20 protein-coding genes are annotated in these 21,387 nt (G+C 62.5%); 14 read left to right on the top strand and 6 right to left on the bottom strand.

From position 1 onward, the window contains the following. Positions 1-20: 20 nt before the first annotated feature. Together H618_RS0113765 and H618_RS0113760 are read left to right on the top strand one after the other, a co-directional pair. On the top strand, positions 21-2,885 hold the full coding sequence (locus H618_RS0113765; protein WP_028695611.1) for a class I adenylate cyclase: 2,865 nt from the start codon (positions 21-23) through the stop codon (positions 2,883-2,885). Between the two features lie 88 nt (positions 2,886-2,973). Continuing rightward, entirely contained in the window at positions 2,974-3,822 is an 849-nt protein-coding gene (locus H618_RS0113760; RefSeq protein WP_028695610.1) for a PI-PLC domain-containing protein, read from the top strand. Positions 3,823-3,871: 49 nt separating this feature from the next. Here H618_RS0113760 and rnk read toward each other — a convergent pair whose 3' ends face one another. From rnk to cyaY, 3 genes are all read right to left on the bottom strand, one after another. Next, positions 3,872-4,282: a nucleoside diphosphate kinase regulator gene (rnk, locus tag H618_RS0113755; protein WP_028695609.1), complete on the bottom strand. Its 411-nt coding sequence runs from the start codon at positions 4,280-4,282 to the stop codon at positions 3,872-3,874. A 147-nt stretch (positions 4,283-4,429) separates the two neighbouring features. Continuing rightward, positions 4,430-4,639 carry a DUF1289 domain-containing protein gene (locus tag H618_RS0113750; protein ID WP_028695608.1) on the bottom strand — a complete coding sequence of 70 codons (210 nt, stop codon included), beginning with the start codon at positions 4,637-4,639 and terminating at the stop codon, positions 4,430-4,432. Positions 4,640-4,642: 3 nt separating this feature from the next. Beyond that, entirely contained in the window at positions 4,643-4,975 is a 333-nt protein-coding gene (gene cyaY, locus H618_RS0113745) for an iron donor protein CyaY (protein ID WP_028695607.1), read from the bottom strand. Positions 4,976-5,162: 187 nt separating this feature from the next. Between cyaY and lptM the strand changes: the two genes are divergently transcribed. The 6 genes from lptM to H618_RS0113715 are packed head-to-tail and all read left to right on the top strand — an operon-like array spanning position 5,163 to position 9,698. Beyond that, positions 5,163-5,306 (top strand): LPS translocon maturation chaperone LptM, encoded by a 144-nt coding sequence (gene lptM / locus H618_RS22495; RefSeq protein WP_033727688.1) that lies wholly within the window; start codon positions 5,163-5,165, stop codon positions 5,304-5,306. Between the two features lie 9 nt (positions 5,307-5,315). Continuing rightward, positions 5,316-6,563 (top strand): diaminopimelate decarboxylase, encoded by a 1,248-nt coding sequence (gene lysA, locus H618_RS0113735; protein WP_028695606.1) that lies wholly within the window; start codon positions 5,316-5,318, stop codon positions 6,561-6,563. 3 nt (positions 6,564-6,566) lie between these two features. Beyond that, a complete protein-coding gene (gene dapF, locus H618_RS0113730) occupies positions 6,567-7,397 on the top strand; it encodes a diaminopimelate epimerase (protein ID WP_028695605.1) in 831 nt (276 codons plus the stop codon). A gap of 14 nt (positions 7,398-7,411) precedes the next feature. Continuing rightward, a complete protein-coding gene (locus H618_RS0113725; RefSeq protein ID WP_028695604.1) occupies positions 7,412-8,107 on the top strand; it encodes a DUF484 family protein in 696 nt (231 codons plus the stop codon). Beyond that, a complete protein-coding gene (gene xerC, locus H618_RS0113720; protein ID WP_028695603.1) occupies positions 8,107-9,006 on the top strand; it encodes a tyrosine recombinase XerC in 900 nt (299 codons plus the stop codon). The genes H618_RS0113725 and xerC overlap by 1 nt, the downstream gene beginning before the upstream one ends. Next, complete coding sequence (locus H618_RS0113715; protein WP_028695602.1) at positions 9,003-9,698, top strand: HAD family hydrolase; 696 nt, start codon at positions 9,003-9,005, stop codon at positions 9,696-9,698. The genes xerC and H618_RS0113715 overlap by 4 nt, the downstream gene beginning before the upstream one ends. Before the next feature lie 51 nt (positions 9,699-9,749). Here H618_RS0113715 and sutA read toward each other — a convergent pair whose 3' ends face one another. From sutA to glnK, 3 genes are all read right to left on the bottom strand, one after another. Beyond that, positions 9,750-10,073 (bottom strand): transcriptional regulator SutA, encoded by a 324-nt coding sequence (gene sutA / locus H618_RS0113710; protein ID WP_028695601.1) that lies wholly within the window; start codon positions 10,071-10,073, stop codon positions 9,750-9,752. Between the two features lie 392 nt (positions 10,074-10,465). Then, on the bottom strand, positions 10,466-11,797 hold the full coding sequence (locus H618_RS0113705; protein ID WP_028695600.1) for an ammonium transporter: 1,332 nt from the start codon (positions 11,795-11,797) through the stop codon (positions 10,466-10,468). Between the two features lie 46 nt (positions 11,798-11,843). Next, complete coding sequence (gene glnK, locus H618_RS0113700; protein ID WP_002555808.1) at positions 11,844-12,182, bottom strand: P-II family nitrogen regulator; 339 nt, start codon at positions 12,180-12,182, stop codon at positions 11,844-11,846. Positions 12,183-12,559: 377 nt separating this feature from the next. On the opposite strand from glnK, the gene H618_RS0113695 reads away from it, so the two are divergent. The 6 genes from H618_RS0113695 (at position 12,560) to H618_RS0113665 (ending at position 21,259) form a co-directional block, all read left to right on the top strand. Beyond that, positions 12,560-12,826, top strand: coding sequence for an accessory factor UbiK family protein (locus tag H618_RS0113695; RefSeq protein ID WP_028695599.1), 267 nt, complete (start codon positions 12,560-12,562; stop codon positions 12,824-12,826). Positions 12,827-13,607: 781 nt separating this feature from the next. Next, positions 13,608-16,301 (top strand): magnesium-translocating P-type ATPase, encoded by a 2,694-nt coding sequence (gene mgtA, locus H618_RS0113685; RefSeq protein WP_028695598.1) that lies wholly within the window; start codon positions 13,608-13,610, stop codon positions 16,299-16,301. A 434-nt stretch (positions 16,302-16,735) separates the two neighbouring features. Then, a complete protein-coding gene (locus H618_RS0113680) occupies positions 16,736-17,647 on the top strand; it encodes a LysR family transcriptional regulator (RefSeq protein WP_028695597.1) in 912 nt (303 codons plus the stop codon). A gap of 142 nt (positions 17,648-17,789) precedes the next feature. Beyond that, positions 17,790-18,989 (top strand): NAD-dependent formate dehydrogenase, encoded by a 1,200-nt coding sequence (locus H618_RS0113675; protein ID WP_028695596.1) that lies wholly within the window; start codon positions 17,790-17,792, stop codon positions 18,987-18,989. Continuing rightward, the gene (locus tag H618_RS21695; protein WP_081673774.1) at positions 18,986-19,534 is read left to right on the top strand and encodes an HPP family protein; all 549 of its coding nucleotides are present in this window, start codon (positions 18,986-18,988) and stop codon (positions 19,532-19,534) included. Before H618_RS0113675 ends, H618_RS21695 begins: the two co-directional genes overlap by 4 nt. A 237-nt stretch (positions 19,535-19,771) precedes the next feature. Further along, entirely contained in the window at positions 19,772-21,259 is a 1,488-nt protein-coding gene (locus H618_RS0113665) for a YifB family Mg chelatase-like AAA ATPase (RefSeq protein ID WP_028695595.1), read from the top strand. Positions 21,260-21,387 lie beyond the last annotated feature (128 nt).

Here is a 21,387-nt window from a genome sequence, read left to right as displayed (position 1 = left end):
CCCCCGCCGCCGAGTGCGCAATGAATCATCCCCACGAGATTCGCCCAGACCTTGAGCAGGGCATCGACCGCAAGGTGCTGGCCGCACTGCGCGAGCGCTTCCTGCTGCTCAGCCGCGGGCGCCTGACGCGCGCCAGGGAGGGGTTGTCGACGCGCCAGCAGCAGGTCCTGACCCTGCTGCCGCTACTGCTGCATATCAACCATCCGCTGCTGCCCGGGTACATCTCCAGCACCACGCCCGCGGGCATCGCCGGCTTTCAGCCCAGCATCCATGTGCTCGCCGAAGCCCAACGGCTGACCCGCACGTTCAGCTACAAACCCTACCAGCGTGATCGCACGTGTCCGCTCACCGGCCTGTACCTGATCGGCAGCATGGGCACCTTGGCCCAGGCCGAGCAGAGCGACATGGATCTGTGGGTGTGCCACCTGCCCGGCCTGAGCGCGGCCGAGCTGGACGAGTTGCAGCGCAAATGCACCCTGCTCGAGCAGTGGGCCGCGAGCCTGGGGGCCGAGGCGCATCTGTTTCTGATCGACTGCGCCGCCTTCGCCCGCGGCGAACGGGCCGGTGAGCTGGGCTCTGACGATTGCGGCAGCACTCAGCATTTTCTTCTGCTCGACGAGTTCTATCGCACGGCGATCTGGCTGGCTGGGCGCACCCCGCTGTGGTGGATGGTGCCGGTGTACGAAGAAGGCAACTACCACGGCTATGCGCAAACTTTGCTCGGCAAACGGTTCATCCGCACGGACGAGCACCTCGACCTTGGCCACCTGGCGCAGATTCCGCCCGGCGAGTTTCTCGGCGCCGGGCTCTGGCAGCTCTACAAAGGCATCGATTCCCCCTACAAGTCGCTGCTCAAACTGCTGCTGATCGAAACCTATGCCAGCGACTACCCGCGCTTGTGCTGCCTGGGTCTGGACTTCAAGCAGGCAGTGTTCGCCAACCAACTCGACCTCGACGAGCTCGACCCCTATGTGATGGTGTACCGGCGTATCGAACGCTACCTGCTGCAACGCAACGAATCCAAGCGTCTGGAGCGAGTACGCCGAAGCCTTTACCTGAAGGTCAACCTCAGGCTCAGCGAGGCCGACGGCAACCGCGCCGGCAGTTGGCAGCGGGCGCTGATGCGACGGCTCACCGAGCAATGGGGCTGGGATGAGCAGCGGCTGCGGCTGCTCGACCGTCGCGCTCACTGGAAAGTAGGCCAGGTGGCCGAAGAGCGTCGCGAACTGGTCGCCGAGCTTCGCCACAGCTACCGCTTCCTCACTGCATTCGCCCAGGCCAGTGCGGTCAATACCCGCGCCGACCAGCGAGATCTGAACGTTCTGGGCCGGCGCCTGTACGCGGCGTTCGAGCGCCGCGCCGGCAAGATCGAAGTGATCAACCCCGGCATTGCCCCGGACCTTGCCGAAGACACCCTGACATTGGTTCATGCGCTCAACCGCAAGGCTCCGGACAGCCATCACTGGAGCCTGTATGCCGGCAGCCTGGGCAGCCACGACTGGCCCGCTGCCACACCGATCAAGCGCTGCCGCGAGCTGATCGAGCTGCTCACCTGGGCCCACCGCAACGGTGTCGTCGACCCCGCTTCACGGCTGGCCGTACACCCCGGGATCAGCGATCTGAGCGAGCTGGAGCTGTTTCAACTGCTCGGCTGCCTGCAGCAAGGCATCGCGCTACCGCTGGCGCCCGTCAGCGATGTGCAACTGCTGCAGCCCAGCGTGGCCAACGAAGTGCTGCTGCTGGTCAACGTCGCCGTCGATCCGCTGCGCCTTCACCGCGACCTGAACATCCTGATGACCAGCGAACGCACCGATTCGCTGTGCTATGCCGGTGTACGGGAAAACCTGGTACTGACCCTCGACCAAGTCACGCTCAATAGCTGGAACGAGGTGCTGGTGCGGCGCTATGACGGCGCACAGGCCCTGCTGCGCTGCCTGCACGACTACCTGAATGAACTCGACCCGCGCCGCCCGCGACCACGCTTGCGGGTGCGCTGCTTTTGCCACAATCGCGCCCAGGCCATCAGGCAACGCGTCGAAGCCTTGTTCGAGACCCTCGCGCAATTGCTCGAGCACACCCTCGAGCAGCGCTACCTGCTGCAAGTGGCGCAGACCCTTCACGTGTTCGAACTGCGCTACCGCCGGGTGCGCCTGGTGACACTGGATGACCGTGCCGCGCTGCTCGACTACATGGCCCAGGAGCGCCGCGACTACAGCCCGCTGCACCTCGATGCCAACGCCTTGCAGGAGGACGATCTGGGCCTGCTGCTGCGTGAAGGCCAAGCCAACTGTGTGCAGGTGTTCTATCGGCCGACGGCCGGATGGGCCGATGTCTACGTGCTGGATGAGCACAACGCGCTGTGGCAGGAAGGTCTGCCCTATCAGGACGAAGAGCATCTGTTACTGCCACTGCATCGCTTCCTCTGCTCGATCGCCGCCCGGCGCAGCGCCCATCTGGCGCTCGACAACCAGCCTCAGGGCACACTGGACATCCGCTATTACCAGTTGCAGTCCGAGGGCGCCGGCAACGCCCGCCAGTGCCAGCCACGCCCCACTCCAGCAGCAAAAAACGGCCAGCCAGGCTACGAGGTGCAGGCCATCGTGCAGGCCAGCGACCATGGGCACCCGCACGTGACGCTGTATTGCGATCAGCAGGAGTACTCTGAGCTGGACCACGGCGAACACCTGTATGCCGTGGTCGCCCGACAGATCCTCGAACAGCGCCGCAGCGCCGGCGCCTACCGCTGCTACATCACCGACCTCGACCTGTCAGGCTCGCTCGATCAGGAGCGCGGTTCGCTACTGGCGTACCTGCGCCACAGACAGGCACTCGAGCACGCGCTCAATGCCGGCCTGAGTCATTTGCAGGCCAAGCCCAAGGCCTGACCGGAACAGCCCCCCGAACAAGCTTCCTGCTGCCTTCGCACACAGGCCCGCTCGACCATGGCGCACCTTTGCTATCTCGGAGTGCGACATGAACAAACAACAGTGGATGGGCAACTCACCTGAAATCGGCAGCCTGCGCATCGATCAGCTGATTCTGCCCGGCAGCCACGACTCAGGAATGGACAAACTGGCGGACAGCCTGACCTTGCCCCAGGAAACCACCCAGGACGTGCCCTGCATCGAACAGATCCGCGGTGGCATTCGCGTGCTCGACCTGCGCGTGCGCGCCAACCGCGAATACACTCCCGACTCACCCAACCGCTACAAGCTTTTCCACCTCAACACCTCGGGACGCACCCTGCTCGGGGATGTGATCCTTGAGCTGCAACAGTTCTATGCCAACCCCGACAACGCGCGGGAAATCATCATTCTCGACTTCCACCAGCTGGATAATTTCAGCGACAGCGAGCACCAGTGGCTGCTCGATCTGCTGGAGAAAACCCTGGGGCAGTGGTTCATTCCCCATGCGTTGAGCCACCTGACGGTCGAGCAGCTGTGGCACGACTATCCGGGGCAGACCGTGGTGATTGCCTACAACCATCACCGCCGCGGCCCACACTGGCCAGGGGTGCGGCAGGAATGGATCGGCGAGGACACGCCGTCCACCGACGAGCTAAAGGCGTTCATGGATCAGGCCTGCGGGCGAATGCGCTACGCCAGCGGCCTGCGTTCGATTCAGTGCGCCAAATACAACAAGGTGCTGTACACCCCAGACGACTTCAGCGACAAGATCGACCTGTGGTTCGACTCGCAGGACCTGGACAGCTACATCCAGCAGTTCACCATCATCAATACCGACTGGTCGCTGCGCAGCCGTATCGTCGAAAACTGCATTCATGCCTGCCGCATGCGCGGACAAGCCCAGCAGCAAGGTTGAAGCGCAGGGCATCAGCGCGCGCGCTCAGCGGGCTGATGCCTGGGCGGCTTCAGAGATCGAAGTCGCCCGCCGCCTCTGGCTGGTACTCGACGGCCAGCAAGGTCAGCTTGAGGGTCTTGCCGCCGGGCGCTGGCCAGTCGATCTGGTCGCCCACCGACAGCCCGAGCAGCGCGCTGCCGATCGGCGCGAGGATCGACACATGGTGTTCCTTGCCGGCATCTTTGGGGTACGCCAGGGTCAGGTGGTAATCCTTGCCGCTGGCCTCTTCCCGGCAATGCACGCGCGAGTTCATCGTCACCACCCCGGCAGGCACCTCTTCATGACCGACTACCTGCTCGGCGCGGTCCAGCTCATCCTGCAGCGCCAGTACGCCCGGCACGGATTCATCGAGGCCGTCGATGAGTTGCTCAAGACGTTGCACGTCCAGTCGGGTGAGGATGAGTGAAGGCTTGGTGCTCATGATCCAGTCAGGCTCCTTTGAACAGGGGAAATATCGATGCGCAGATAAAGCAAAACCCCGCCCAAGGGCGGGGTTTGTCAGTTCGCCAATTGACGGCGAGGTTGCGACCGACACTATCACAGCGGGGCAAATACTCAAGCCCGGCGCTCAATGGCTGCGGCGCGCCTCGGCCTCGCGGCAGATTTCCCGCCGCCGCTGGTCGTCGGCGGCGCGCCATTCGCGGATGTGCTCTACCGGGCGATGGCAGCCGGTGCAGACCTTGTGCTCATCCAGCCGGCAGACATTGATGCAAGGCGACTTCACCGCAGGGCTGACGTTGCTGTACAGCGGCTTGGGCGCTCGAACGGGGCTGCTCATGGTTCAGATCTCGGAAAAGTCCAGCTTCTCGCCGCCACGCTCCCAGACGATGCGCTCAAGCATCTCGCCCAGCAGTTCGTCGCTCTTCTCGCAGGTCCACTGGCCACTTTCTTCGTCGTAGTCGAAGTGGAAACCGCCCGAACGGTCGGCCAGCCACAGTTGGCGCAGAGGCTCCTGACGGCTGAAGATCAGCTGGCTGCCATTGTCGAACTTGACGGTCAGCACCCCGGCAGAGTTTTCCATGTCGAGGTCCATGTCGCTTTCGTCGAACAGGTCTTCGAGGGCCTGCTGGGTGGCGTCCACCAGATCATGGAAACGTGCTTCGCTCAAACTCATTGCGGGAACCTCGAAAATGGCGGCGTACAGGCAAGCCGGGCAAGATACGGGCGCTTTACCGCGAATGCAAAGGATAGCGTCGATTCACCGGCGGCGAGCCGTCAGACCGGCTGGCGCTTACATAGGCAATCAGCCGGTCGCTCGGTATACTCGGGCGCAATACTGCATATTTCAAAGGATTTCGCTCATGAAGCGCCTGATTTCCTCCCTCGCGGCGCTGGTCGCGGTTGCCTGCCTCGTTTCGGCCTGCGGTCAGAAAGGCCCGCTGTATCTGCCAGACGACAGCAAAGACGGCCAGGACAACCAACCGTCGCACCAGCACCACCAGTAAAGGATTCCCATGGACGCTTTCAACGACCGCGACGGCCAACTGTTCGCGGAGGGCGTGGCCCTGTCGGCGATCGCCGAACGCTTCGGCACCCCCACCTACGTGTATTCGCGCGCCCATATCGAGGCGCAGTACCGCAGCTATACCGATGCCCTGCAAGGCGCTTCGCACCTGGTCTGCTTTGCCGTCAAGGCCAACTCCAACCTGGGCGTGCTGAATGTACTGGCGCGACTGGGCGCAGGCTTCGATATCGTTTCCGGTGGTGAGCTGGAGCGTGTGCTGGCAGCCGGCGGGCGTGCCGATCGTGTGGTCTTCTCCGGCGTAGGCAAGACCCGCGAAGACATGCGCCGCGCGCTGCAGGTTGGCGTGCATTGCTTCAACGTCGAGTCGGCCGACGAGCTGGAACGCCTGCAGGACGTGGCAGCCGAACTGGGCAAGCAGGCCCCGGTGTCGCTGCGGGTCAACCCGGATGTCGACGCTGGCACCCACCCGTACATTTCCACGGGTCTGAAAGAGAACAAGTTCGGCATCGCCATTGCCGATGCCGAAGCGCTGTACGTGCGCGCGGCGCAACTGCCGAACCTGGACGTGGTCGGTGTCGACTGCCACATCGGCTCGCAGTTGACCACGCTGGAGCCGTTCCTCGATGCCCTCGATCGCCTGCTGATGCTGATCGACCGTCTGGCCGAGTGCGGCATCCATCTGCGCCACATCGACTTGGGTGGTGGCGTCGGCGTGCGCTACCGCGACGAGCAGCCGCCGCAGGTGGCCGACTACATCCGCGCCGTGCGCGAGCGCATTGGCCAGCGTGACCTGACCCTGGTGTTCGAGCCAGGCCGCTACATCGTCGCCAACGCCGGTGTACTGCTGACCCGCGTCGAGTACCTCAAGCACACCGAGCACAAAGACTTCGCCATCATCGACGCCGCCATGAACGACCTGATCCGCCCGGCGCTGTACCAGGCCTGGATGGGTGTGCGTGCGGTCACCCCGCGCGGCGGCGAAGGCCGGGCCTACGACCTGGTCGGGCCGATCTGCGAAACCGGTGACTTCCTCGCCAAGGACCGCGTGCTCGATCTGCACGAAGGCGACCTGCTCGCCGTGGAGTCGGCAGGGGCCTATGGTTTCGTCATGAGTTCGAACTACAACACCCGCGGCCGCTGCGCCGAGGTGCTGGTCGATGGCGACCAGGCATTCGAAGTGCGCCGCCGGGAAACCATCCCAGAACTGTTCGCTGGCGAAAGCCTGCTGCCGGAGTGACCCATGCTGCTGCGCTTCACCAAAATGCATGGCTTGGGCAACGACTTCATGGTTCTCGACCTGGTCAGCCAGCACGCCCACATCCAGCCCAAGCATGCTCGGCAATGGGGTGACCGCAACACCGGCGTGGGCTTCGACCAACTGCTGATCGTCGAGGCGCCGAGCAACCCGGATGTGGATTTTCGCTACCGGATCTTCAACGCCGACGGCTCCGAAGTCGAGCAGTGCGGCAATGGCGCGCGCTGCTTCGCCCGCTTCGTGCTCGACAAACGCCTGACCGCGAAGAAGCTGATTCGCGTGGAAACCAAGGGCGGCATCATCGAGCTGGACGTGCAGAGCGACGGTCAGGTATGCGTCGACATGGGGCCGCCGCGCCTGGTTCCGGCCGACATTCCCTTCGTCGCCGACGCCCAGGCGTTGAGCTATGCCCTTGAGGTCGACGGTCAGGCGTACCCGATTGCCGCCGTGTCGATGGGTAATCCCCACGCCGTGCTGCGCGTGGAGGACGTCACCAGCGCCCCGGTCCACGACCTCGGGCCGAAGATCGAACACCATCCGCGCTTCCCACAGCGGGTCAACGCCGGCTTCATCCAGGTGCTCGACCGCCATCACGCGCGCCTGCGGGTGTGGGAGCGCGGCGCCGGGGAAACCCAGGCCTGCGGCACTGGTGCCTGCGCGGCGGCGGTCGCGGCCATCAGCCAGGGCTGGATGGATTCCCCCGTGCACCTCGACCTGCCCGGTGGACGCCTGCATATCGAGTGGTCTGGCCCGGGCATGCCCGTGCGCATGACCGGCCCAGCCGTGCGTGTCTACGAAGGGCAAGTTCGCCTTTAATCGAGTGAGTGCCCATGACCGATCAGCAGAAGACCACGGACCTCGACGCAGAAGCGGTGATCGCCTACCTGCGCCAGCACCCAACGTTCTTCGCAGAACACGACGAGCTGCTGCTCGAACAGCAGATCCCTCACCAGCGTGGCGACAGCGTGTCGCTGGTCGAGCGCCAGCTCAAGCTGTTGCGCGACCGCAACATCGAAATGCGCCATCGCCTCTCGCAATTGATGGACGTCGCCCGTGACAACGACCGGCTGTTCGAGAAGTCGCGCAGGTTGATCCTCGACCTGCTCGACGCCAGCAGCCTGGAAGAAGTGGTAATGGCCGTGGAAGACAGCCTGCGCCAGGACTTCCAGGTGCCCTTCGTCAGCTTGATTCTGTTCAGCGACAACGCCACGCCGGTCGGGCGCTGGGTGTCCAGCAGCGAGGCCCAGGTGGCCATCGGCGCGCTGATTGGCAGCGGCAAGGTGGTCAGCGGCAGTCTGCGCGAACATGAGCTGGCCTTCCTGTTCGGCGAAGCGCAGCGCAAGGATGTCGCCTCCAGCGCCGTCGCCACCCTCGAATATCAAGGCCTGCATGGCGTGCTTGCGGTCGGCAGCCATGACCCGCAGCACTACAAGAGCAACGTCGGTTCGCTGTTTCTCAGCCACATCGCGCAAGTGCTGGGCCGGATGATCCCGCGCTTCACCCAAACCTTGCGTTCGGTGCGCTGATGAACCCACAGCTGGAAGCTTATTGCGCGCACTTGCGCAATGAGCGCCAGGTGTCGATTCATACGCAGCAGGCCTATCGCCGCGATCTGAACAAGGTCGTCGACTTCTGCGCCCGGCAGGGCCTGAACTCCTGGGCCGACCTGCACATCCAGCACCTGCGCCAGATGGTCGCCCGCCTGCACCACGACGGCCAGTCTTCCACCAGCCTGGCGCGACTGCTGTCGGCGGTGCGCGGCCTGTACCGCTATCTCAACCGCGAAGGTCTGTGCCAGCACGACCCGGCCGCCGGACTGGCCCCGCCCAAGGGCGAACGGCGCCTGCCGAAGACCCTCGACACCGACCGCGCGCTGCAACTGCTCGATGGCGGTGTCGACGACACCTTCATCGCCCGCCGCGATCACGCCATCCTCGAGCTGTTCTATTCCTCGGGGCTGCGCTTGTCTGAGCTGGTCAACCTCGACCGCGCCCATCTCGACCTCGGCGCAGGTTTGGTGCAGGTGCTCGGCAAAGGCAACAAAACGCGCATCCTGCCGGTCGGGCGCAAGGCGCGCGAGGCGCTGCAGGCCTGGCTGCAGCAGCGCGGACTGGGCGCACCGAGCGATGATGCGCTGTTCATCAGTCGTCAGGGCATCCGCCTCGGCCCCCGGGCCATCCAGCAGCGGCTGAAACTGGCCGGTCAACGTGAACTGGGCCAGCATCTGCACCCGCACATGTTGCGACACTCCTTCGCCAGCCATGTACTCGAATCGTCCCAGGACCTGCGCGCCGTGCAGGAAATGCTCGGCCATGCCGACATCGGCACCACGCAGATCTACACCCACCTGGATTTCCAGCACCTGGCTTCGGTGTACGACAGCGCCCATCCCCGGGCCAAACGCAGCAAAGGCACAGACTCATGAGCATTCAGCTGATCACTTTCGACCTCGATGACACCTTGTGGGACACCGCGCCGGTGATCGCCACCGCCGAGGTCGTCCTGCGCGACTGGTTGCAGGCCAACACGCCCAAACTCGCCGAACTGCCGCTCGAGCACCTGCAGGGCGTGCGCGCCCGGCTGGTGCAGGCCGAGCCCGGCCTCAAGCATCGCATCAGCGCGTTGCGCCGGCAGGTGCTGTTCCATGCCTTGCAAGAGGTGGGCTACAGCGAACAGGCGGCTCGCGAGTTGGCCGATGAGGGCTTTGAAGTATTCCTCCATGCGCGCCACCAGATCGACATCTTCCCTGAAGTGCAACCGACGCTCGAAGCCCTGCGCCAGCGCTACACCCTGGGCGTGGTCACCAACGGCAATGCCGATGTCAGCCGCCTGGGCCTTGCAGACTATTTCCACTTCGCGCTGTGCGCCGAAGACCTGGGCATCGGCAAGCCAGACCCGGCACCGTTCCTCGAAGCGCTGCGTCGCGGGCAAGTCACGGCTGATCTGGCGGTGCACGTGGGCGACCACCCTGGCGACGATATTGCCGGCGCCCAGCGCGCGGGGCTCAAGGCGGTGTGGTTCAACCCCCAGGAAAAACCCTGGACCGGTGAGGGCTGCCCGGATGCGCAGATCCAGCGCCTGGCACAATTGCCGCAGGTGCTGGCGCGCTGGGGCTGACAGACACAAAAAAGCCCGCAGCGACGGCGGGCTCTTTTTGCAGCGAGCCGTTCAGATAGGACGGCTGCCGTACTTGTTGTCAGGCTTCTTGGGCGGGTCAGCGACCACATTGGCCTCGACTTCCTGAACCTTGCCGCCACGGGAGAGGAACTCTTCCATGGCCCTGGCGAGGGCATCGCGCTCTTTCTGCTTGGCTTCCATGCTAGGCATTTCCTCTACGGAAACGGCCTTGGCCTTGCCCTTTGCAGCAGGTGCCGGGCTTTCATCTTCGCCCGCGTCTTCGGCACCGTCATCAGCGGCGGTTTCAAGGGCCTCGTCACCCTCTTCGTCGTCGCCTACTTCGAGTTCGTCATTTTCCAGATCGTCGTCGCTCATGTTCTACCTCATGACTTGCGTAAAGCAGATTTAGTTAGTTTTGTAGCCCGTTGACGCCGTAGACAGGCGTTCAACAGAAAAAATTCCAAGGCGTATGGCGTGGTGGATGACCACAAGTCGGGCCACGGACAACTGCCGCTCGCGGCGCTGACCTGTTACTGCAGCGCCAAGCCATGCACAGGACCAGCCACTGCACGGGTGAGGCGAAACGCGCTTCGGCGCGCATTCTAGCGCGCCCGTGGAAAAAGCAAAGCACCCTTGTTGCCCGACAACCTGTAAGTTTTTGCACCTGCGCGCGAACGTGTCGAGTAAAGCTTTCGAGAGTCATGAAACAGCGTGCTTCGGACAAAAAAATGCCCGGCAAGCCGGGCAGATTTTTTAGTGTGGCGCAGTTACAGGTTGTAGCCGCGCTCGTTGTGTTGAGCCAGGTCGAGACCGACCGCCTCTTCTTCTTCGTTGACCCGCAGGCCCATGATCATGTCCAGCACCTTGAGAATCACGTAAGTGACGATGGCGGTGTAGACCACGGTGAAGATCACGCCCTTGGCCTGCACCCAGACCTGCATGCCGATGTCGGTGACTTCGCCGAAACCGCCCATTGCCGGTGCGGCGAACACACCCGTGAGCATGGCGCCGACGATACCGCCGATACCGTGCACGCCGAAGGCATCGAGCGAGTCGTCATAGCCAAGCTTGCGCTTGAGGCTGGTGGCGCAGAAGTAGCAGATCACACCAGAGGCCAGGCCGATCACCAGTGCGCCCATCGGGCCCACAGTGCCGGCTGCCGGTGTGATCGCCACCAGGCCGGCGACCACACCCGAGGCGATACCCAGAGCGCTTGGCTTACCGTGGCCGATCCACTCGGCGAACATCCAGCCCAGGGCCGCAGCAGCGGTAGCGATCTGCGTGACCAGCATGGCCATGCCTGCGGTGCCATTGGCAGCGGCAGCGGAACCTGCGTTGAAGCCGAACCAGCCGATCCACAGCATCGCTGCACCGATCAGCGTGTAGCCCAGGTTGTGCGGTGCCATTGGCGTGGTTGGATACCCTTTGCGCTTGCCCAGCACCAGGCAGCAGACCAACCCGGCGATACCGGCGTTGATGTGCACCACGGTGCCACCGGCGAAGTCCAGCACGCCCCAGTCCCACATCAGCGCACCGTCACCGCTCCACACCATGTGCGCGATTGGCGCGTACACCAGGGTGAACCAGATCGCCATGAAGATCAGCATGGCAGAGAACTTCATGCGCTCGGCGAAGGCACCGACGATCAGCGCCGGGGTGATGATGGCGAAGGTCATCTGGAAGGTGATGAACACCGCCTCAGGGAACAGCGCCGTGGCCGAGGTCAGGCTGGCCGGCGTGACGCCGCTGAGGAACGCCTTGGAGAGGCCGCCAACGAAGGAATGCAGGTTGGTTACACCTTGCTCCATGCCGGTCGTGTCGAACGCCAGGCTGTAGCCGTAGACCATCCACAGAATGCTCATCAGACCGGTGATGGCGAAGCACTGCATCATCACCGACAGCACGTTCTTGGAACGCACCATGCCACCGTAGAACAGGGCCAGGCCGGGGATGGTCATGAACAGCACCAGGGCGGTGGCCGTCAGCATCCAGGCGGTATCGCCGGAGTTGAGCACGGGGGCAGCTTCGTCCGCCAGGGCCAGGCCTGGCATTACGAGGGGCAATAGGGCGCCGAGCCCTGCGATCTGACGCAGAGTCATGTTGTTTTCTCCTGGGGCGTTGGGGTTTGGTGAGGCTTAAGCGGTGTCAGATCGCATCGGTATCGGTTTCGCCGGTACGGATGCGAATCGCTTGCTCCAGATTGACTACGAAAATCTTGCCGTCACCGATCTTGCCGGTGTTGGCCGCCTTGGTGATTGCCTCGATGACCCGGTCGAGGTCTTTGTCGTCGATGGCGACGTCGATCTTGACCTTGGGCAGGAAATCGACCACGTACTCCGCGCCGCGGTACAACTCGGTATGGCCCTTTTGCCGGCCAAAGCCTTTGACTTCAGTGACCGTGATGCCCTGCACGCCGATTTCCGACAGCGACTCGCGCACGTCGTCCAGCTTGAACGGCTTGATGATGGCAGTGACTAGCTTCATGAAACTTTCTCCCGATGTTGTGGACTTGCCCCAGGAAAACAAACCCGTCTCAAGTCTAAGCGCAGCGCCTGGCTTTGTAACGCATCGTCAGCGCCGTCCCTCCCGGTGCCTAGCGACCTGCGCACTGCCTGGCCGCAACGGACCGCCTCAGTGCATGGCTTGCAAGAGTCTTAGCAGATTCCTTGCCAACTCCCGCGAGCCCAGGCGGCAGAGGCCCTGGCGGCGCACGGGGATACTTGGCTGGGTGCCATCACCGTGCCTGCGCACACTTTCAGTGCACAGCCGATCGCTCCTGTGCGCAAAAAACGTGCAGCGCTGGCGCCTGTGCCCCCCGTGCTACACTCGCCGACCCTCAATCACTGGACGGACAGCCCATCATGCTCGCGCCCAAAGCCTTCCTCGATGCCCTGAGCGATCAGGCGTCGCGCCTGTTCAGCAACGACAGCTCACTGCCTCGTGGCGAAATCGAAAGCCAGTTCCGAACGCTGATGCAGGGTGCGTTCAGCAAGCTCGATCTGGTCAGCCGCGAAGAGTTCGACAGCCAGATGGTGGTGCTCGCACGCACCCGCGCCCGCCTCGAAGCACTGGAGCAGCAGGTCGCCGAACTGGATGCGCGGATCAATCCGGCAACGCCCGAGAGCTGATCCATCGAGCCTGGCGCATGCCCTGTGCGCCAGGTCGAACTGCACCTGAAGTTCTACTCGGTAAAAATTCCTACATATCTTTCAGACGTGAAATGCACATTAAATTTAATTAAAGTGCCTCGCGCCAATTGACGCCCATACTCCTGTTAACTAAAGTTCGTTCGCTCTCGTAGCCGAGCACCTTTTCATCATTTCAAGAGTTCATTCCAGACATTAATGGACACCTATATTAGACGCTGCCTGGCCCGCGCCCACCGCGATGGTCAGGCACCCGAACAGCATCCTGCCCGATACCCGAATCGGGCGAGCCACGTCCGCGCCTAAGGCCACGTCGTGGCTTGCCCCTGCCGGTTCCAGGCCGGTTGGAGGCAAGCCATGCAGCATTCCCTCGTTCATTCGCTCAGTCATGCAGCCCGTGCATCAGCGCTGTATGCCTGCACTCTGCAATCTGCCAAAGCAAACGATCTGATCCTTTCCCGTCGATGTTGACGCGGCGGCGCCTGCGCGCTGCCCAGACTTTCATTTATCAAAACGTCTTCAACTGTCACACACGCTTATATCAGGGCGGGTGCAGACTTCTATTACTTATTCATTACTGCAAGGAACATATCCATGGAGCTTCCGAGTAGAAAGTTCGTTGCCCGCTCGATCTCGGCTCTGGGTAGCGATCCAAGCAACGCCGAACTTCACCTCATCAGAACCTCCCAGCGACATCCCGGCTCGGTTCGTCCCATCGACCCCGTCCGGCGAGGTGCCGCCTCCTGCGGCAGGAGCATTTGCCATGACCATCAAAGACCGCAACACCACCCAAACACTGTCCATGCGCGCCGCCCGTGAGGCGCGTAATGGACTGCAAGTCACGTTCGCCAACCTCGATACCGCTGAGCACGGCCTGACCGAACGCGAGGCCGGCAAACGGCTGGAGCGCGACGGACGCAATGAGGTCGCCCACGACAAGCCGCCTTCTGCGCCCATGCAGTTTCTCAAGGCACTGAACAATCCCTTCATCTACATCCTGCTGACCCTCGCCGTCATCAGCTTCATCACTGACTACTGGCTGCCAGTCAGAGCCGGCGACCTCGAAGAGGCCGACCTGACCAAGGTCATCATCATCATGACCATGGTCAACCTCAGCGGGCTGTTGCGGTTCTGGCAGGAATACCGCTCGAACAAGGCTGCCGAAGCACTCAAGGCCATGGTGCGCAGCACCGCCAGCGTGATACGCCGGGAAAAGCGTGGTGACGCGCCGCGCATGCGCGAAGTGGCGATGAGCGAACTGGTCGCCGGCGACATCGTGCAGCTCTCGGCTGGAGACATGATCCCTGCCGATGTGCGCCTGATCGAGTCGCGTGATCTGTTCATCAGCCAGGCAGTGCTCACCGGTGAAGCGCTGCCGGTGGAAAAGTACGACACCCTGGGCGACGTCGCGCAAAAATGTGCGGCTGACAGCGCTGAACCCACCCAGGACCTGCTCGACCTGCCCAACACCTGCTTCATGGGCACCAACGTGGTCAGCGGCAGGGCCCGCGCGGTGGTGGTAGCGACCGGCTCGCGTACCTATTTCGGCTCGCTGGCCAAGTCGATATCCGGCAGCCGCAGCCAGACCGCCTTCGACCGTGGCGTGAACAGCGTCAGCGCCCTGCTGATTCGCTTCATGCTGGTCATGGTGCCGGTGGTGTTCATGATCAACGGGCTGGTCAAGGGCGACTGGGGTGACGCCTTCCTCTTCGCGCTCGCGGTGGCCGTCGGCCTGACACCGGAAATGCTGCCGATGATCGTCAGTGCCAACCTGGCCAAGGGCGCAGTGGCCATGGCCAGGCAGAAGGTTGTGGTCAAGCGCCTGAATGCTATTCAGAACCTCGGCTCGATGAACGTGCTGTGCACCGACAAGACCGGCACCCTGACCGAAGACCGCATCGTGCTCGCCGACCATGTCGACCTCGATGGCCAGCGCGCCCCTCACCTGCTCGAACTGGCCTGGCTCAACAGCCATCATCAAAGCGGCGTGCGCAACCTGATGGACCAGGCGATCGTTGCCTGCGCCACCAACACCGCGGGCTTCCAACCTCCCTATGCCTACGCCAAGGTCGATGAACTGCCGTTCGACTTCGTCCGTCGCAGGCTCTCGGTGGTGCTCGACAACGGCAATGGCCAGCACCTGCTGGTGAGCAAGGGCGCGGTGGAGGAAATGCTCGCAGTCGCCACGCACGTGGAGTACGCCGGTGGCGCCTTACCCCTGGATGAAGACCGTCGCCAGGCGCTGCTGGCGCAGGCGAGCGCCTACAACGAACGAGGCCTGCGCGTGCTGCTGCTTGCCACGCGCATCGTCAATGGCACGCGATGCAAACGCCAGTACACGGTCGAAGATGAGCGCGAGCTGGTCATTCGCGGTCTGTTGACCTTCCTCGATCCACCCAAGGCCTCTGCCGGCCAGGCGATCGCCGCGCTGCGCGAGCAGGGCGTGACGGTGAAGGTGCTGACCGGCGACAACCCACAGGTCGCCAGCACCATCTGCAGGCAAGTGGGCCTGGAGCCCGGCCAACCGATCCTGGGCCACGATATCGACTCGCTGGGTGAGGCCGAGCTCAAGCAGGTGGTCGAACAACGCACGCTGTTCGCCAAGCTCACGCCGTTGCAAAAATCCCGGGTGGTCAAGGCACTGCAGAACAACGGCCACACCGTGGGCTTTCTCGGCGACGGCATCAACGATGCGCCGGCGCTGCGCGACGCCGACGTGGGCATTTCGGTGGACAGCGGCACCGATATCGCCAAGGAATCGGCCGACATCATCTTGCTCGAAAAAGACTTGCTGGTGCTCGAGCAGGGCGTGCTGAAAGGCCGGGAAACCTTCGGCAATATCATGAAGTACCTGTGCATGACCGCCAGTTCCAACTTCGGCAACGTCTTTTCGGTGCTGGTGGCGAGCGCCTTCATTCCCTTCATGCCAATGCTGGCGCTGCACCTGCTGCTGCAAAACCTGATGTACGACTTCTCTCAGCTGTCGCTGCCGTGGGACAAGCTGGACAAAGAGTTCCTCAGCCAGCCGCGCAAGTGGGATTCGAGCAACATCGGGCGCTTCATGCTGTGGATTGGACCAACCTCGTCGATCTTCGACATCACCACCTTCGCCCTGATGTGGTTCGTGTTCGCGGCCAACAGTGTGGAAATGCAGGCGCTGTTCCAGTCCGGCTGGTTCATCGAGGGTCTGTTGTCGCAAACCCTGGTGGTGCACATGTTGCGCACGCGCAAAGTGCCGTTCTTCCAGAGCACTGCAGCCTGGCCAGTGATCCTCGCCACCGGCGTGGTGATGTGCCTGGGCATCTACATTCCCTTCTCGCCGCTGGGTGCGATGGTCGGTCTGGTGCCGCTGCCGTGGGAATACTTCCCTTGGCTGGTGGCGACGCTGCTCGGCTACTGCATGGTCGCTCAAGGCATGAAGACCCTGTACATCCGCCGCTTCGGCCAGTGGTTCTGACCAGCCTTCACTAGAGGCCGTACCGGGGCGGTGTCCGCCGCCCTGGTCACACTCAACCCTGCGCAGCCAACAGTGACCATAGGCCGACCGCGATTCAAGCTTCGTCCAAAAACCCCCTTATGCCTCGCCGTCGCGCAATTACTCTGCGTCGATCGCGGGTCACCCTAAACGATCTCAGCGTGAAAGGACGGCGCCTGGAAGTTTCAGGATTACGTACCTGGCCCAAGACAGCAGGCGCACTGAAATTTGTGGATTGGCTCGATGAGATCGTTTCTGTCCATGAGTGGCGCCAAGGGCGAGGGCTTTGGTGCGCTGACCGCTGTATCGTTTAATACTTAACGGTCGATGAAATCTACGTGAGTTTTCTTGCCCCAAGCACCTGCAGCCCGTCCCCGCAATCGACCATATTCGAATAAAAACAGGAGTGCCCAGCTATGCTTTTGCGCCAACTTACCTACTTGGTGACGCTTTCTCGAGAGCAACACTTCGGCCGGGCTGCAGAGAAGTGCAATGTGTCGCAGCCCGCACTTTCCGAGGCTATCCGCTCGCTGGAGCAAGACCTCGGCGTGACTGTCGTACAGCGCAGTCGGCGCTTCGAAGGGTTCACAGCCGATGGCCAGAAGGTACTGGTGTGGGCCCGTCGCATCCTTGACGACTGCGCAGCCCTGCGTCAGGAAGCGAGTGACCGCGAGTCTGGACCAGAGGGGACACTTCGCCTTGGGGCGATCCCAACGGTTCTATCGATGGTGCCATTGATGACCGACACGTGCCTCGCCAACTTTTCGCGCATGAACCTTGAGGTGTACACACTGGCCACATCACAAATCCTCCAAAGCATCAGCAATTTCCAGCTCGATATCGGCATGACGTATTTATCCGATGGGCGCTTGAAGTCCTTTGATACCTATCCGCTGTTCACCGAGCGCTACGTGCTGATTGCCCGCGACGATACTGGTCTGCAAGGCCGGTCGGCGCTGAGTTGGGAGGAGGTGGCTCGGCTTCCGCTATGCCTGTTGACGCGCAACATGCAGTGCCGCCAAGGCATAGACGAGGCGTTCACCAGGGCCGGCGTGCAGCCGACGCCACGGGTGGAGACCGATTCAATGATGGTGCTCTACGGCCATGTCCGCTGTTCCGGCCTCTACAGCGTGGTACCCCACAGTGCACTGGTGCTGGCAGAGATGCGAGGAGAGATCGTCGCTATCCCAATCGTCCCGGAACTGCAGCGGGAAATCGGACTGGTGACGCTGCATCGTGATCCACAGCCTCCGCTGCTGAGGTCCGCGCTGACGTTATTCACCTCTCTGGACTTGCAACATCGCGTGGACAGCTTTCTGCGCTGCTGATCGGTTTGCCTGATCTCATGATCGGAACAAGCGATTGGCCTCATCCCCCCATCCTCCCTGAGTATTTTTGGCAGGCAGCAAGACCTGCCAGGGTGCGCGTCAGTAACGACTCAACACCCATTCCAATAATCAGGAGGCTTCAATGGCAAAGATTGTTTGCGTACTGTACGACGACCCGGTCACCGGCCAACCTCAGAGCTACGCTCGCGATGACCTGCCTCATCTGGACCAATACCCCGATGGCCAGACCCTGCCTACCCCGAAGGCCATCGACTTCCAGCCAGGCACTCTGCTGGGCAGTGTTTCCGGTGAGCTCGGCCTGCGCAAATACCTGGAAGCCAACGGCCACGAGTTAGTCGTGACGTCCAGCAAGGACGGTGCCGACAGCGTCCTGGATCGCGAACTGCACGACGCCGAAATTGTCATCTCGCAGCCGTTCTGGCCTGCCTACATGACCGCCGAGCGCATGGACAAGGCGCCGAAGCTGAAGATGATCGTCACCGCCGGCATCGGCTCGGACCACACGGATCTGCAAGCAGCGATGGAACGCAACATCACGGTTGCCGAAGTCACCTACTGCAATAGCAACAGCGTTGCCGAGCACGTCGTAATGACCACATTGGCGCTGGTGCGCAACTACCTGCCATCCCATCAATGGGTGCTCAAGGGCGGCTGGAACATCGCCGACTGCGTTGCCCGTTCCTATGATGTCGAGGGCATGCACGTCGGCACGGTCGCTGCCGGCCGTATCGGCCTGCGCGTACTGCGCTTGCTCAAGCCTTTCGATATGCATCTGCACTACATGGATCGCCATCGCCTGCCTGAAGCAGTCGAGAAGGAACTCAACCTGACCTATCACAGCAGCCTGGAAAGCCTGGCCAAAGTCTGCGATGTGGTGACGTTGAACTGCCCGCTGCATCCGGAAACGGAGCATATGATCAACCGCGAATCGCTCAAGCAATTCAAGCGAGGCGCTTATCTGATCAACACCGCACGGGGCAAGCTTTGCGACCGCGACGCCATCGCTGCTGCACTGGAAAGTGGACAACTGGCAGGGTATGGCGGCGACGTCTGGTTCCCACAGCCAGCCCCTGCAGACCATCCGTGGCGTGGCATGCCTCACCATGGCATGACCCCTCACATCTCCGGTACAAGCCTGTCAGCCCAAGCACGATATGCCGCCGGCACCCGTGAAATTCTCGAGTGCTACTTCGAGAACCGGCCAATCCGCGACGAATATCTGATCGTCCAGGGCGGCGAACTGGCCGGGGTCGGCGCGCACTCCTACAGCGCGGGTAACGCGACCAAAGGCTCAGAAGAAGCAGAACGCTTCAAGCAATGACATCCTCGACAACAAAAGCGGGCCAGATACCTGGCCCCACCAAGCACAGCAGGGCCTTAGCCCTGCTGTGGATAGGGCTCGGTGCCTTCATCGGGCTTTCAGGCTTAGGCGCTATCGCCCTCAGTACCAAGCAGCCGTGGTTGATTGGCTCCTTCGGAGCAAGTGGTGTTTTGCTGTTCGCATACCCTGAAGGGCCATTTTCTCAAGTACGCAATGTGGTTGGCGGGCACGTACTGACATCGCTGGTTGCGCTGGTCTGCCTGAAGGTCCTCGGGCCTGGCCTGTTGCCCATGGCATTCGCGGGTGCTTTGGCGACCGTTCTGATGGTCGTCACTCGCACTGTTCATCCTCCCGCTGGGGGCAATCCCGTGATTGTTTTCATGATCCAGCCTAGCTGGTCATTTCTGCTGATACCCACCCTGGGTGGTGCCTGCTTGCTGATGCTGACAGCCTGGCTGTATTGGAGAGCCATCCGGTGGCTTAACCTGAAATCCGACAAGCCATCAGCTAACAAGGTTAGGAAGCAGGTAACTGAAGATAAATAGAAGCACCCAGGCATCACAACGACTACGCCCTCTACAAACGAACGCTTTCAGAATTGCCCCATTGCGCCACACATGAACGTCGTGGGCCATGAACGGACCAACCGATTCTGGCTTACGACATCCCGCGCCCTGCCAGCGGCAAAACCTCGTCGCACTTTCCTCCAGCTCGATCACCACCGCCCACTATGCTTGCCCTGCCGCAGGAAGCGGCGTCCTGTTCAAGACAATGGAGTGCTCATGGCCCTAGCTCTGGTCCACAGTCGCGCCCAGGTCGGCGTGCAAGCGCCGGCGGTCAGCGTTGAAACCCATCTGGCCAATGGCCTTCCCACCCTCACTTTGGTCGGCTTGCCTGAAACCACCGTCAAGGAAAGCAAAGACCGCGTACGCAGCGCCATCGTCAACTCCGGACTCGACTACCCGGCACGCCGCATCACCCAAAGCCTGGCACCGGCCGACCTGCCCAAGGACGGCGGCCGCTACGACCTGGCGATCGCCTTGGGTATTCTGGCTGCCAGCGGTCAGGTTCCAACAGCGCCGCTCAGCGAGCTGGAGTGCCTCGGCGAACTAGCGCTGTCGGGGGCATTGCGTGCCGTGCAAGGGGTGCTGCCGGCAGCACTGGCTGCGCGTGACGCAGGGCGGGCGCTGGTGGTACCCCGGGAAAACGCCGAAGAGGCCAGCCTGGCGAGTGGCCTGGCAGTGTATGCGGTAGGGCATCTGCTGGAGCTGGTGGGCCATCTCAGCGGCCAGACGCCACTCGCCCCGTACGCAGCCAACGGCCTGATCCTCAATCCCCAGCCCTATCCGGACCTGAGCGACGTACAGGGTCAGATCGCCGCCAAGCGCGCGTTGATGATCGCTGCCGCCGGCGCACACAACCTGCTATTCACCGGCCCTCCTGGTACCGGCAAGACGCTGCTCGCCAGCCGCTTGCCCGGTCTGCTGCCGGCCCTGGATGAACACGAGGCGCTGGAAGTGGCGGCCATCCGTTCGGTTAGCGGCCATGGGCCACTGAACAGTTGGCCACAGCGCCCGTTTCGTCACCCGCACCATTCCGCTTCCGGGCCGGCCTTGGTGGGCGGTGGCAGCCGGCCGCAACCGGGGGAAATTACACTGGCCCATCATGGCGTGCTGTTTCTGGATGAATTGCCGGAGTTCGAACGACGCGTGCTTGAGGTATTGCGCGAGCCACTGGAGTCCGGTGAGATCGTCATCGCCCGGGCGCGAGACAGGGTCCGCTTCCCCGCTCGCTTCCAATTGGTCGCGGCGATGAATCCCTGCCCCTGTGGCTACCTGGGCGACCCATCCGCCCAGTGCCGTTGCAGCAGCGAGCAGGTCCAGCGCTATCGCAACAAGCTGTCAGGACCTTTGCTTGACCGCATCGACCTGCACCTGACCGTCGCCCGCGAAAGCACCACCCTCAGCAATGCCCCCAGTGGCGAACCCAGCGCGCGCATCGCTGAGGTAGTTGCCGCAGCGCGGGAGTTGCAGCAGCGCCGTCAGGGCTGTGCCAACGCCTTTCTCGATATGCAGGGCCTGCATGCTCACTGCCTGCTGGATACCGCCGATCAGGCTTGGCTGGAAAACGCCTGCGAACGTCTCAATCTGTCGCTGCGCGCTGCCCATCGCCTGCTCAAGGTCGCACGCACGTTGGCTGATTTGGACGGCGCAGGCGCTATTGCCAAGTCGCATCTGGCCGAGGCCCTGCAGTATCGACCGGCAGGGTGACGAGCCCAGAAAAGACAAAACCCCTACCTGCATGCGCAGATAGGGGTTTTGCGAAATGAATCTTGACGATGACCTACTCTCACATGGGGAAACCCCACACTACCATCGGCGATGCATCGTTTCACTGC

It is taken from the genome of Pseudomonas cremoricolorata DSM 17059 = NBRC 16634, from assembly GCF_000425745.1.
Classification (GTDB): domain Bacteria; phylum Pseudomonadota; class Gammaproteobacteria; order Pseudomonadales; family Pseudomonadaceae; genus Aquipseudomonas; species Aquipseudomonas cremoricolorata.
The sequence above is the reverse complement of the archived record's forward strand: the minus strand, read 5'-3'. Positions and strand labels throughout refer to the sequence as shown.